Below are 12,471 nucleotides of genomic sequence, written 5' to 3' on the forward strand. Positions count from 1 at the left end.
ACTCTGTGAAGCCCCCCCGGGGCCGGGTACCCCCCACCCGGGGCCCACCGGCCCCTCTTCCGGTGTGGAACCCCCTTCCCGGGGCGAGGCTTGAACCATGACCGAGGCGATCGCACACGGCACGAGCACCAGCCACGGGGACACCCACACCCTGCGGTTCGCCCTTTACCTGCCGTACGCGGCGGCCCGGGTGTGGGGCGAGGTGGCCACCCCGGTGGGGCTGCGGCAGTGGCTCGCCGCCGCCGACGTCTTCGAGTCGCGGCTCGGCGGCCGGATCACCCTGCGCGGCCCCGGCGTACCGGACGCGGCCACCGGGACCGGCGTACCGGACGCGGCCACCGGGACCGGCGTACCGGAGCAGGCCGCCGGGACGGTCACCGCCTGGGACGGTGAGCAGGTCGTCGAGTACACCTTCGCCGGGCACGGCCGGATCCGGTTCCATCTGGAGTCCGTCGGGGCCGAGGCGACCGTGGTGCGCTTCACCCACGAGTTCACCGGCCCCGAAGCCCGCTGCCCCGAGGCGCTGGCCTGCTGGCACGAGCACTTCGAGCTGCTGCACGACGCGCTCGCGGGCCGCCCCGGCCTCCCGGCGGACGGACCGGACGGACCGGACGGATCAGGCGGATCAGGCGGACCGGATGGACCGGATGGACCCGACAGGCCGGCCGCGCCCGCCGGGAACCCCGAGCGGCGCCAGGAGCTGCGGGCCGCCTACCGGCCGCGCGGCGGCAGGCACTCCTGAGCCGGCGGCTTCTTCGTCTTCGCAGGCCAGGCCAGCTTCACGAACTCCTGGGTCCCGGTCTGCGTCAGCTGCACGATGGCCACGGCCTTGTCGTACGGGTTGCCGTAGTTGTCCAGGCAGATCCAGCCGCTCGCGCCGTTCACCCGCAGCGGCCCCTGCAGCTTCGACCAGACGGCGCCGACGTCCTCGATGTCCGGCAGGGTGCTGCTGCTCGCCCTGGCCCGGCGGATCCCGGTGACCGCGGTCGCCATCCCGTCGTACGCGATGATCGCCTGGCCGTCCGCGAGCGAGGCGTCGTCGATCGGACCGATCGGCCCGACGCCCTTGCCCGAAGCCGTGGCGACCGCCCGGGTGAAGGCCGCGTAGTCGGCCGGGCTGCCGCCGGTCGCGGGCATACCGGGGTCGGTCGCCTTGACCCAGGAGCCCGGGTGGGCCAGCGCCGCGTACTGGACGATGACCGGCTCGGCGCCCTTCTTCGGCTTCAGCGCCTGCTTGTTGAGCTTGGTGTCGTAGCCCAGGTACGAACCCTCGTCACCGGTGAGGATGGTGAACTTCGTCCGTACGCAGATCCGGTTGCCCAGCGCGTTCACGAACTGCCGCAGCTGGGTGTGGCGCCCGGCGAAGAGGATCGTGTTCACCTGGCGGGCCGAGCAGATCGCGTCGGTGATCTGCGCGAACGTGTTCGCCGTCGAGCCGTCCTCGGACTGGTCGGGCGGCGAGGTGTACACCCGGTCCTCGTACGGCGCGCCCGCCAGCATGCCGTTGAAGGCGGCCCGCAGCGTCTCCGTGTAGTGGTCGCCGGGGTGGGTGTCGCGCACCAGGAGCGTCTTCTTCGGGTCGATGTCGGCGAAGTTCTTCAGCGCGTCGGCCTCGTCCTTGTTGGTCGGCGAGACCCGGGCGAGCCCCGGGTAGGGGATGCCCTTGGGGCCGTTGGAGATGTCGTCGGCCGTGATGGTGGTGCCGATCACCGGGATATGACTGTCGGTCAGCTCCTTCACCGCGTCGCGCGTGTCGTCGCTGCTGGTCGCCACCCCGGAGACGGCGCGCAGATGGTCGGGGGCGCCGGTCATGCCTTTGAGCTCGTGCACCGTGGGGGCCCACTGGGCGCTGCCGACACCGGTGTTGGCGAGGACCAGCCGGATCTTCGGCACCTGGTCGTTGTCGTCGTGGTTGGCGCGGTACTGCTCGACGAACGCGCCCTGCGCCTCGTGCAGCACCTTGTTCGCCATGTCGCTGTCCGTCGAGGTCAGCGGCAGCAGCAGGGCCACCGTCGCGTACTGGCCCTTCTTGAGCGTCCTGTTCTCCCGGGCGATGGCCTGCGCCACCTCGCGCAGGGCCGGCCGCCCGAAGTCGTAACCGTCGCCGTTGACACCTATGCACTCCGCCCCCTGCTCGGGGCGGTCGACGCCCTTCGCGCAGTGCAGGTCCGGGGTGTAGAGGGCGTACGCGGCGATGCCCGCACCGGCGAGCAGGACCAGGACCACCACCGAGGTGAGGATGCGCCGCAGACCCGTGTACCAGAAGAACTCGCGGAACCTGTTGCTCACGGCGTGACGCCCCCTGGGTCGCTAGCGGTACGGTCCGGGCTCCGCCACTCCCGGACGGCCGTCGGCCAGGTCCTGGAGGCGTGCCAGAGCACTTCGTTGCCGGTCGGATGCAGCGCCGAGAGCTGGGCCAGCTCGTCGCCCATCTTCTCCGTGAGCCCCTCGTCCGGCAGGGCCAGCAGATCGGTCAACTGCCAGACGCAGTGCAGCAGCCGGCGGATCCGCAGATGGAACACGCGGTCGGTGCCCTCCGGCGGCCGCTGCTCGGAGTCGGTCCGCCCCAGCGCCACCGCGCGCCGTACGTCGTGCTCCGCGAAGTACGGCGCCGACGCGATGAAGCGCAGCTCGTCGAGCCAGGCGGCGGCGTCGGCCTCGCGGAAGGTGTCCCGCAGATGCGCGACGGCGCCCCCGGTGTCGCCGAGCGCCAGCTCGTGGTGGAGGCGGAGCGGGGCCCGGTCCGCGCAGAGGTCGCGCATCGTCTCCTGGACCTCGCGCCAGAGTCCGGAGGCCGACGCCGCCTCCCCGGTGGGGTGGCGCAGCCGGTGCAGCAGCAGGGCGCGCAGGAACGGGTCGCCGACGAAGTGGCCGGGCGCCTCCGGCCAGCACTCCTCGGCCAGCAGATCGCGCATCGGCAGCACACCGGCCCGGCCGCCGTCGTGGTCGAGCCGGGCGGCGGCGAGCACTTCGGCGTCGGCCGTGCTGTGCGCAGCGGCCAGCACCGCGAGCCGGTCGAGCCTGGCCGGCGGGACCAGCTGCTGGAGCAGCTCGGTCGCGGTCGGGCGGCCCGGCTCGTCCTCGCGCAGCGCCACCGGCAGCGAGAGCAGCGCGCCGGGGGTGAGGTCGTCGAGCCCGCTGTCGACCGGCACGGTGGGCCCGGCCAGCTGGGCGGCCTGCCCCGCGGCCTTCGTCAGCAGGGCCGCCCCGAGCGGGCGCCCGCCGGTCAGCCGGTGGACGGAGCGGGCCAACAGCGGCGGGGTCAGCATCCCCGGGTCCTCGCGGTCGAGGAGCTGGCTCACATGCTCGGGGGCCAGCTCCGTCAGCTGTACGGTGAGCGCGCCCGACGCGACCTCGGTGCCCCGGGTCCAGGGCGTGGCGTGGGTGACCTCGGGCAGCAGACACCGCTCGGCCGAGTGCAGCGCCGGATGGTCGTGCCCGCGCAGCGTGGCCATGAAGACGACCTGGTCGAGGTGGCCCGCCGCCCGGTCGCGCAGCACCGGCTCCAGGAGCCTGCGGCCCAGCGGTGCCTGGACGTTGTCGAGCAGCACCAGCGGCCTGCCGACCCGGCGCAGCCGCCCCATCCCCTGGTAGGCGGCGCGCAGATCGGCGCGGAGCGCGCCCACGAGATGGCGCTCGGCGAGCGCGCGGGCGTCGCTGTCGCGCTGGCGGTGGAACTGCAGGGCGAGCAGGTTCAGCCCGCGTTTGGCCTGGCCGCCGGCGCCCGGGTAGTCGCCGTACCAGTTGGCCGCGGCGCGCTGGCCCCGGTCGAAGAGGTCTTCGAGCAGCGACTCGACGGTGGTCTCCACGATGACGTCGAGGCCGGGCGGCGCACCCGTCCACAGTGCGGCGAACTTCGCCGTGATCTTGACGAGCCAGCCCTTGCCCAGACCTTTGAGCCGTGCCCCCGACTCGACGAGCATCCCGAGCCGCAGCGCCTCGTCGTGCACCTGCTGGCTGTTGTTCGGGTCCCACCCGGTGGAGGCGATGGCCACCAGACCGGCGGCCAGCCGCGGGAACTCGATGGCGCCCGCGCCCCGCACGGCCGGTCCGAGCTGCTCCCCGAGCACCGAGAGCGCCTCGGTGACCGGCGACCAGAAGGGGGCGCGCCGGTGCCCCGAGGGCAGCGCGGCGAAGTCCGGGTGCTCGCAGTCGATGAGGGCGACGGGGGTGCGGCCGCGGTAGTTGGTGCGGAGCTGTTTGAGTACGACGGTCTTGCCCATGCCGCGTCCACCGGTGAGGACGACCACCGGCAGGTCGTCACGGCGGCCCCCGAACGCCTCGACGGGTGTCTGCTGGAATCCGTGCGGCGGCAGACCTACGAGCCGTGGCGCGAGACCGTGGAGGAGACCGCCCCGTGCGTACAACTCCCTGTCCACAGCACCTCCCACGCCGAAGGGCGCAGCTTTCACTGCGTCAACATCAGCTTACCGAGGGAGGGTTGGGATGGGCATGGGCTTTCGGCGGGCCGGAAGCGGAGGGCTCCCCTCACCTTCTGCCGGTGTCACTCCTCGCCGATGTCCTCGTTCCAGAGCGCCGGGTTCCGGGCGATGAACTCCCGCATCAGCGCGGTGCATTCGGCGTCGTCGAGGACGAGCACCTCCACCCCGTGCTCCGCGAGCCAGTCGTGGCCCCCGTGGAAGGTGGCGGCCTCACCGACCACCAGCCGGGAGATCCCGAACTGCCGGACCAGACCGCTGCAGTACCAGCAGGGGGAGAGGGTGGTGACCATGGTCGTACCCCGGTACGACCGCTGCCGCCCCGCGGCCCGGAAGGCGGAGGTCTCCGCGTGGGTCGACGGATCGCCGTCCTGGACGCGCCGGTTGTGCCCGCGCCCGAGCAGCGCCCCGTCCGCCCCGTACAGCGCGGCCCCGATCGGGATACCGCCCTCGGCGAGCCCGGCCCGCGCCTCGGCCACCGCCGTGGCCAGCCACCGCCGCGCCTCTTCGCGGTCCGGCCCTGTCTCATCCATGGAGCGCCCCGTTCTCTCTTCCACCGCCCGGCCCCGGCCGTTCAACTGCCCGTCCGTTGGCCGCGTTCCGTTCAGTTCGCGTCCTCGCCGCTCTCACGGCGGCGCAGCTCGTTCTCGCGGCGGCGCAGGTCCGCCTCCCAGTCCTTGAGCAGCGACTCGTCCGTGCGGTGCTCCGCGCGCAGGCTGTCGAGGAACTCCGGATTGTCGTCGGGCGCCGTCCAGCCGGCCCGCCCGTCGCGCCGCCGTCCGCCGCCCGCCGGGCCCGCTCCGGCGGGTCCCCGCCGGTTGCGGCCCGCCACGATCCAGGCGACCGGGCCGACCAGCACCTCGCCGAAGAGCAGGATGATCAGGACCCAGATGACCTTGGGCAGACCGCGGACCTCCTCCTCGGGCGTGTTCAGGCAGTCGATGAAGGCGTAGATCCACACCGCCAGGACCAGCAGAAAGGGCAGATACCTGAGCATGGCCGAACGATCCCCCAGGGGAAGGCTGCGAGACGTCCGCAACGTCCCGATGACGGCCACAGGGTAGCGGTCCGGTACAGCCAGCCGCTGGGGCGCGAGCGGCAGGCCCCTGGCGCGGACCGGTGGTGGGGACCGGCCGCACCGCCGGGGATGACAGACTGGACCGCATGGCTTACGACGATCTTCGCTCGCTGCTCAGGGCGCTGGAGCGCGACGGCGACCTCAAGCGCATCAAGGTCGAGGTCGACCCCCATCTGGAGGTCGGGGAGATCGTCGACCGCGTCAACAAGGCGGGCGGCCCCGCCCTCCTCTTCGAGAACGTCAAGGGCGCGTCGATGCCCCTGGCGATGAATGTGTTCGGCACCGACCGCCGGCTGCTCAAGGCCCTCGGCCTCAGCTCGTACGACGAGATCAGCGACCGGATCGGCGGACTGCTCAAGCCCGAGCTGCCGCAGGGTTTCGTCGGCGTACGGGAGGCCTTCGGCAAGCTGGGCTCGATGGTCCACGTACCGCCGAAGAAGGTGAAGCCCGAGGCCGCCCCCGTGCAGGAGGTGGTCCTCACCGGCGACGACGTGGACCTCGACCGGCTGCCCGCGCTCTTCACCTGGCCCGAGGACGGCGGCTCCTTCTTCAATCTGGGGCTCACCCACACCAAGCACCCGGAGACCGGCGTCCGCAACCTCGGGCTCTACCGGCTGCAGCGCCACGACAAGCGCACCATCGGGATGCACTGGCAGATCCACAAGGACAGCCGCAACCACTACGCGGTGGCCGAGCGCAGGGGCGAGCGGCTGCCCGTCGCCATCGCCTTCGGCGCGCCGCCCGCGGTGACGTACGCCTCGACTGCGCCGCTCCCCGAGGACATCGACGAGTACCTCTTCGCCGGCTTCGTCCAGGGCAAGCGGATCGAGATGGTCGACTGCCGGACGGTCCCGCTCCAGGTGCCCGCGCAGGCGGAAGTCGTCCTGGAGGGGTGGCTGGAGCCCGGCGAGACGCTGCCCGAGGGGCCGTTCGGCGACCACACCGGCTTCTACACCCCGCAGGAACCGTTCCCCGCACTGACGATCGACTGCGTCACGATGCGCCGCCGTCCGCTGCTCCAGTCGATCGTCGTCGGCCGCCCGCCGACCGAGGACGGCCCGCTGGGCCGCGCGACGGAACGCTTCTTCCTGCCGCTGCTCAAGATCATCATCCCGGACATCGTGGACTACCACCTGCCCGAGTCGGGCGGCTTCCACAACTGCGCGATCGTCTCGATCGACAAGAAGTACCCGAAGCACGCCCAGAAGGTGATGCACGCCGTCTGGGGCGCCCACATGATGTCGCTCACCAAACTGATCGTCGTGGTGGACGCCGACTGCGATGTGCACGATCTGCACGAGGTGTCCTGGCGGGCCCTCGGCAACACGGACTACGCACGTGACCTGACCGTCGCCGAAGGCCCGGTCGACCATCTCGACCACGCCTCCTACCAGCAGTTCTGGGGTGGCAAAGCCGGTATCGACGCCACCCGGAAGTGGCCCGAGGAGGGCTACACCCGGGACGGCGGGTGGCCCGAGATGGTGCGGTCCGACCCCGCGGTCGCCGACCGGGTGACCAAGCGCTGGAAGGAGTACGGCCTGTGAGCGCATCCGCCGCCGCGCTGCCGCAGCCGGGCAGGACCAAGGCGTTCCTGCGCCTGGTGATGATCGAGCACTCGGTCTTCGCGCTGCCCTTCGCGTACATCGCCGCACTGACCGCGATGTACCGCCTTGACGGCAACATCCACTGGGGGCGGCTGCTCCTGGTGACCGTCGCGATGGTGGGGCTGCGCACCTTCGCGATGGCCTGCAACCGCATCATCGACCGGGAGATCGACGCCCGTAACCCGCGCACCGCGTCGCGCGAACTGGTCACCGGCGCGGTCTCCGTGAGGTCGGCCTGGACGGGCGCGCTGGTCGCGGTCGTCGTCTTCCTGGGCGCGGCCGCCGCGCTGAACCCGCTCTGCCTGGCACTGGCGCCCATCGCGGTCATCCCGATGGTGGTCTATCCGTACGGGAAGCGCTTCACCAACTTCCCGCACGCGATCCTCGGTCTGGCCCAGGCCATCGGCCCGGTCGGCGCCTGGCTGGCGATCACCGGCGAGTGGTCCTGGGACGCGGTCATCCTCGGCCTGGCCGTGGGTATCTGGATCGGCGGCTTCGACCTGATCTTCGGCTGCCAGGACGTCAAGGCGGACCGCGCCCACGGGGTGAAGTCGGTCCCCGCCCGCTTCGGCATCCCGGCCGCCCTGCACGGCGCCCGCGCCTGCCACGCGGTGACGACCGCGCTCCTCGTCTGGTACGCGGTGGCGACGGACGCCGGGGCGTTCTTCTGGGCCGGCCTGGTGATCGTCGCGGTGGCCTTCGTCTACGAGCACAACGTCGTGAAGCCGCACGACCTCTCCCGGCTGAACCGCGCCTTCTTCTCGGTCAACGGCTTCATCGGGATCGCCCTGTTCGTGTGCGCCTTGATAGATCTGCTGGTGCGGGGCCTGACGGTCTGAGTACGGTGCGACCTGGCATCGGATGCGGGGACGGGGAGGCCGACGTGACGCTTTCGGAGACCGAACGCCTGCACTCGCGGCTCATCCGGTTCGAGGACATGTTCCCGGGCTACCGGACGGAGATCGTCGAGGGCAACATCGTGATGAGTCCGGTGCCGGCATTCCACGCCAAGACGATCCGGCGTGTGTGGAATGCGCTGGAGACCCAGGTGCCGGAGAAATGGGGATTCGTCAGCGACGTTATTTTCCCTTTCGACGCCGACAACGAGTTCTGCCCGGACATCGCGGTGATCCCCCAGGCCGAGGTCGACGAGAACCGCGGTTCCTACTCACCCGACCTGATCGAAGTGGCCGTCGAAGTCGTCTCACCGAGCAGCGTGCGCAACGACTACGAGGTCAAGGACAGGGCCTACGCCGGGCGGGGCATTGCCAACTACCTGATCTTCGATCCGTACAAGGCGCACTGCGTGACGCTCTGGAACCCGGGCCCGGACGGCTATATCGGCCGGGACATCATCCCGTACGGCGAGGCGGTGACGGTACGGACCCCGCTCGGCCGCCTCACCGTCGACACCGGCGCGCTCCCGGTGGACCCCAAGCACACCTGACCCGCCTCCCGTCTCCGGCCGGCCGGGCCGCCCCGGATAGGCTCGGACACGTGGCGCACGTGAAGGTACACAGTCAGCAGCCGCGGCGGCCGTGGATCGTCGGGGTCTCAGGGGCGTCCGGTACGCCCTACGCGGCGGCCGTGCTCCGCGGGCTGCTCGACGCGGGTGAGGCCGTGGATCTGGTGGTCAGCAGGTCGTCCCGGCTGACCCTGCTCGACGAGACCGGGATCGCCTTCCGCGACGGGCACTGGCAACAGGACCTGCGGGCCTGGCTGGCCAGGGGCGCGGACGGGAAGCCGGACACCTTCGCGGTGGACCCGGCCCTCTTCGCGGAGGGGACCGGAGCCGTACGGCACTGGGCCGCCGGGGATCTGGCCGCCGGTCCTTCCTCCGGTTCGTACCCGGTCAAGGGCATGATTGTCGTCCCGGCGTCCACCGCCTGTGTGGCGGGCGTCGCGCTCGGGCTCTCCAAGGACCTGCTCCAGCGGGCGGCGAGCGTGACGCTCAAGGAGCGGCGCCCGCTGGTGGTCGCCGTACGGGAGACCCCGCTCAACGGCCAGACGCTGCGCCATCTGGTGACCCTGGACGAGGCGGGCGCCGTGGTGCTGCCCGCCTCCCCGGCGTTCTACGCGGGGGCGACCCACATCCAGGACCTGGTGGACTTCGTCGCCGGCCGGGCGCTCGACGCGGCGGGGGTGGCGCACACGCTTTACCGCCGCTGGGAGGGCAAGCTCGGCGGCTCCCGTGAGGACGGCTCGGATTAGTCCGTCGGCGCTCTGCCGCCTCTCGCCACTGAGTGGAGATTCGCAGGGTGTTTTCCCTGTGTGCCTTAGATTCCAGACGTAGACTCGCGATATTGCTGAACAATGGAAGGCTTCAACAGTATGGACGCGGTGGACAGGCAGCTCATTCAGGCGCTGCGGGAGAACGGCAGGGCCTCCTACGCCGAGCTGGGCCGGCTCGTCGGACTCTCCGGGCCCAGCGTCACCGACCGCATCAACCGTCTTGAGGCGGCCGGTGTGATCACCGGCTACCGCGCCACCGTCGACGCCAAGTCCCTCGGCCTCGGGGTGACCGCCCTCATCGGCATCTCGCTCTCGGACGCCGCCGACCACGAGGACGTCGCCCACCGGCTCAAGGACCTGGCCGAGATCGAGGACGCCTGGTTCATCGCGGGCGACGACTCGTACATGCTCAAGGTCAGGGTCGGCGACGTGGACGGCCTGGAGCGCACCATCCGCAGGCTCAGCGGCACCCGGGGCGTCTCCCGCACCCGCACCACGGTCGTGCTCTCCACCAAGTGGGAGAACCGCGTCGGAGAGCTGCCCGAGCCGAGCTGACCCGGGGTCTCCGGTCCGGGCCGACCCCAGGACCGGGCCCCGGCCCCGGCACCGGGTGCCAGCCGGGTCCCGGCGCCGTTCCGGCGGGGGAGTACGGTTGGCTGGTTGTTTACGTACGCATATGGGAGGCGGCCGCACATGACTGCGTCGATCAACGATGTAGGCCTCAAGCGCGAGATCGAGGCAAAGGTCCGGGCCGGTGAGCGGCTGACCCGCGAGGACGGCGTCGCGCTCTACGAGACGGACGACCTGGCCTGGCTCGGCGGCCTCGCCCACGAGGTGCGTACGCGCAAGAACGGCGACGTGGTCCACTTCAACGTCAACCGGCACCTCAACATGACCAATGTGTGCACCGCGTCGTGCGCCTACTGCTCGTTCCAGCGCAAGCCGGGCGAGAAGGACGCGTACACGATGCGCATCGAGGAGGCCGTCCGCCTCGCCAAGGCGATGGAGGGCGACAACCTCACCGAGCTGCACATCGTCAACGGCCTGCACCCGACGCTGCCCTGGCGGTACTACCCGCGCTCGCTCAGCGCGCTGAAGGAAGCCCTTCCGCAGGTCGCCCTCAAGGCGTTCACCGCCACCGAGATCCACCACTTCGAGACGATCTCCGGGCTCTCCGCGTCGGAGATCCTGGACGAGCTGATCGAGGCCGGTCTCGAATCGCTGACCGGCGGCGGCGCCGAGATCTTCGACTGGGAGGTCCGGCAGCACATCGTCGACCACGCCACCCACTGGGAGGACTGGTCGCGCATCCACCGCCTCGCCCACGAGAAGGGTCTGAAGACCCCGGCGACGATGCTGTACGGCCACATCGAGGAGCCGCGCCACCGCGTCGACCACGTCCTGCGGCTGCGTGAACTCCAGGACGAGACCGGCGGCTTCCAGGTCTTCATCCCGCTGCGCTACCAGCACGACTTCGTGGACATGAAGGACGGCAAGATCCGCAACAAGCTCCAGGTGCGGACCACGATGGCGACCGGCGCCGAGTCGCTGAAGACCTTCGCGGTCTCCCGGCTGCTCTTCGACAACGTCCCGCACGTCAAGGTCTTCTGGCCCATGCACGGCGTCCAGACCTCGCAGCTCGCGCTGCAGCACGGCGCCGACGACATGGACGGCTCGGTGGTCGAGTACAAGATCACCCACGACGCCGACAACTACGGCACGCCGAACAAGCTCGGCCGTGAGGACCTGCTGGAGCTCATCCGGGACGCGGGCTTCCGCCCGGTCGAGCGCAACACGCAGTACGAGATCGTCCGCGAGTTCGACGGACCGGACCCGGCCCGCCGCGACGCCCCGCAGCCGATGCGCTTCTGAGCCGGGCGCCCCGCCCCGCCCGCTCCCGCGACGGAACCCCGGCCACGGCCGGGGTTCCGTGCTTTCCTACGCTGGACGTATGAGCCTCACGTTTGAACTGGACCCGCGGATGGACGCCACGCTGCGGGACGGAGTGGTCGGGCTCTGGACGGATGTCTCGAACGCCGACGGCGCGGTCGGCTTCGTACCCCCGGTCACGCCCGACGACATCCGCCCGGAACTGATCAAGCACCTGACCGCGATGACCGAGGGCCGCACCCGGCTGCTCGTCGGCCGGGACGCGAGCGGCACGGTCGCCGCCACCGCGTTCCTCACCCTCAACACCCACCGCCTGATGCGCCACTGGATCTGGCTCTACACGGTGATGGTCCACCCCTCCCACCAGGGCAAGGGGTACGGACGCGACCTGATGAGCGCGGCGGCGGACGCCGCCCGCAGCCTCGAAGGGATCGAGGGCATCCGGCTCACCTGCCGGGGCGGCATCGGAGTGGACCGCTTCTACGAGTCCTGCGGCTACAAGGAGGTCGGCCGGGTGCCGGACGCGATCCGTGTCGCCCCCGGTGACGACCGCGACGACATCATGATGTACCTGCCGCTGCTCTGATCCCGGTGCGCCCGACGCTCCGACCCCGCCCCGCCCGATGCACGCCCCGCCGCGCCCGACCCCTACCCGGCCGGAGTGATCGCAAGTGGGGCGTGCTTCACTTGTCGGGCAGGATCGGCAGGGATCGGCAGGATCAGCTGCCGCCGGAACGAAGAGAGAGGCCCCAGTCGTGTCTGTAGCCAACCCGGGTGCCACCATTCGCTACACCGCGATGCGGATCGTCATCTTCATGGTGTCCCTGGTCTTCTGCGCGGTCCTCGTCCACTTCGGCATCGTCCCCAAGGGCCTCGGCGGCTCCAACTTCATCTGGACGATCCTGCTGGCGCTGGTCATCTCCGCACCGCTCAGCTTCGTCCTGCTGCGCAAGCAGCGCGACAAGATGTCCGAGCAGCTGATCAACAAGGTCGAGCAGACCAAGGTCAGGCTGGAGGCCCACCGCACGCAGGAGGACGGCCTCACCCACTAGGCACCGTCCGGCGCCGTCCGGGGCCGTCCGCTGGGCTCGCACCCCGAAGGCCCCCGCCGCTGTCCCCAGCCGCCTGTCAGCCGCCTGTCCCAAGGCGTGGGCAGGCGCCGTCTGGTGTCTCTTATACAGATCTGTCGCTGGCGACGATATTGGGAGTGTTTTTTAGAGTGGGGGCG

13 protein-coding genes are annotated in these 12,471 nt (G+C 70.9%); 9 read left to right on the top strand and 4 right to left on the bottom strand.

Translation table 11 applies throughout. From position 1 onward, the window contains the following. The first annotated feature begins 97 nt into the window (after window positions 1-97). A complete protein-coding gene (locus tag ACFXBC_RS24695; protein WP_385028381.1) occupies window positions 98-742 on the top strand; it encodes a hypothetical protein in 645 nt (214 codons plus the stop codon). Here the strand turns inward: ACFXBC_RS24695 and ACFXBC_RS24700 are convergent. The 4 genes from ACFXBC_RS24700 to ACFXBC_RS24715 all read right to left on the bottom strand — a co-directional run bounded on the left by ACFXBC_RS24700 (window position 712) and on the right by ACFXBC_RS24715 (window position 5,436). After that, window positions 712-2,289 carry a hypothetical protein gene (locus tag ACFXBC_RS24700; RefSeq protein ID WP_385028384.1) on the bottom strand — a complete coding sequence of 526 codons (1,578 nt, stop codon included), beginning with the start codon at window positions 2,287-2,289 and terminating at the stop codon, window positions 712-714. The genes ACFXBC_RS24695 and ACFXBC_RS24700 overlap by 31 nt on opposite strands. Continuing rightward, complete coding sequence (locus tag ACFXBC_RS24705) at window positions 2,286-4,379, bottom strand: hypothetical protein (RefSeq protein ID WP_385028387.1); 2,094 nt, start codon at window positions 4,377-4,379, stop codon at window positions 2,286-2,288. The genes ACFXBC_RS24700 and ACFXBC_RS24705 overlap by 4 nt, the downstream gene beginning before the upstream one ends. Before the next feature lie 125 nt (window positions 4,380-4,504). Continuing rightward, entirely contained in the window at window positions 4,505-4,972 is a 468-nt protein-coding gene (locus ACFXBC_RS24710; RefSeq protein ID WP_385028390.1) for a nucleoside deaminase, read from the bottom strand. 71 nt (window positions 4,973-5,043) lie between these two features. Continuing rightward, the gene (locus ACFXBC_RS24715) at window positions 5,044-5,436 is read right to left on the bottom strand and encodes a PLDc N-terminal domain-containing protein (RefSeq protein ID WP_385028393.1); all 393 of its coding nucleotides are present in this window, start codon (window positions 5,434-5,436) and stop codon (window positions 5,044-5,046) included. Between the two features lie 167 nt (window positions 5,437-5,603). Here ACFXBC_RS24715 and ACFXBC_RS24720 point away from each other — a divergent pair, with 167 nt between their 5' ends. The 8 genes from ACFXBC_RS24720 to ACFXBC_RS24755 all read left to right on the top strand — a co-directional run bounded on the left by ACFXBC_RS24720 (window position 5,604) and on the right by ACFXBC_RS24755 (window position 12,295). Further along, complete coding sequence (locus ACFXBC_RS24720) at window positions 5,604-7,061, top strand: menaquinone biosynthesis decarboxylase (RefSeq protein ID WP_385028396.1); 1,458 nt, start codon at window positions 5,604-5,606, stop codon at window positions 7,059-7,061. Beyond that, window positions 7,058-7,960, top strand: a complete 903-nt coding sequence (gene mqnP / locus ACFXBC_RS24725) for a menaquinone biosynthesis prenyltransferase MqnP (protein ID WP_385028399.1) — start codon at window positions 7,058-7,060, stop codon at window positions 7,958-7,960. Before ACFXBC_RS24720 ends, mqnP begins: the two co-directional genes overlap by 4 nt. A gap of 44 nt (window positions 7,961-8,004) precedes the next feature. Continuing rightward, entirely contained in the window at window positions 8,005-8,568 is a 564-nt protein-coding gene (locus ACFXBC_RS24730) for a Uma2 family endonuclease (protein WP_385028402.1), read from the top strand. A gap of 50 nt (window positions 8,569-8,618) precedes the next feature. Then, window positions 8,619-9,332, top strand: a complete 714-nt coding sequence (locus tag ACFXBC_RS24735; protein ID WP_385028405.1) for a UbiX family flavin prenyltransferase — start codon at window positions 8,619-8,621, stop codon at window positions 9,330-9,332. A gap of 120 nt (window positions 9,333-9,452) precedes the next feature. Further along, window positions 9,453-9,908 carry an Lrp/AsnC family transcriptional regulator gene (locus ACFXBC_RS24740; protein ID WP_385028423.1) on the top strand — a complete coding sequence of 152 codons (456 nt, stop codon included), beginning with the start codon at window positions 9,453-9,455 and terminating at the stop codon, window positions 9,906-9,908. Between the two features lie 138 nt (window positions 9,909-10,046). Beyond that, entirely contained in the window at window positions 10,047-11,225 is a 1,179-nt protein-coding gene (mqnE, locus tag ACFXBC_RS24745) for an aminofutalosine synthase MqnE (protein ID WP_385028408.1), read from the top strand. Between the two features lie 79 nt (window positions 11,226-11,304). After that, window positions 11,305-11,829 carry a GNAT family N-acetyltransferase gene (locus ACFXBC_RS24750; protein WP_385028411.1) on the top strand — a complete coding sequence of 175 codons (525 nt, stop codon included), beginning with the start codon at window positions 11,305-11,307 and terminating at the stop codon, window positions 11,827-11,829. A gap of 169 nt (window positions 11,830-11,998) precedes the next feature. Continuing rightward, complete coding sequence (locus tag ACFXBC_RS24755; protein ID WP_385028414.1) at window positions 11,999-12,295, top strand: DUF4229 domain-containing protein; 297 nt, start codon at window positions 11,999-12,001, stop codon at window positions 12,293-12,295. The last annotated feature ends 176 nt before the right edge of the window (window positions 12,296-12,471 follow it).

The sequence above is a fragment of the Streptomyces sp. NPDC059398 genome (assembly GCF_042751845.1).
Classification (GTDB): domain Bacteria; phylum Actinomycetota; class Actinomycetes; order Streptomycetales; family Streptomycetaceae; genus Streptomyces.

Excerpts from the sequence above, each read along its gene's own strand:
- ACFXBC_RS24695 (WP_385028381.1), top strand. The coding sequence starts at position 98 with ATGACCGAGGCGATCGCACACGGCACGAGCACCAGCCACGGGGACACC.
- ACFXBC_RS24710 (WP_385028390.1), bottom strand. The coding sequence starts at position 4,972 with ATGGATGAGACAGGGCCGGACCGCGAAGAGGCGCGGCGGTGGCTGGCC.
- ACFXBC_RS24715 (WP_385028393.1), bottom strand. The coding sequence starts at position 5,436 with ATGCTCAGGTATCTGCCCTTTCTGCTGGTCCTGGCGGTGTGGATCTAC.
- ACFXBC_RS24720 (WP_385028396.1), top strand. The coding sequence starts at position 5,604 with ATGGCTTACGACGATCTTCGCTCGCTGCTCAGGGCGCTGGAGCGCGAC.
- ACFXBC_RS24740 (WP_385028423.1), top strand. The coding sequence starts at position 9,453 with ATGGACGCGGTGGACAGGCAGCTCATTCAGGCGCTGCGGGAGAACGGC.
- mqnE (WP_385028408.1), top strand. The coding sequence starts at position 10,047 with ATGACTGCGTCGATCAACGATGTAGGCCTCAAGCGCGAGATCGAGGCA.
- ACFXBC_RS24750 (WP_385028411.1), top strand. The coding sequence starts at position 11,305 with ATGAGCCTCACGTTTGAACTGGACCCGCGGATGGACGCCACGCTGCGG.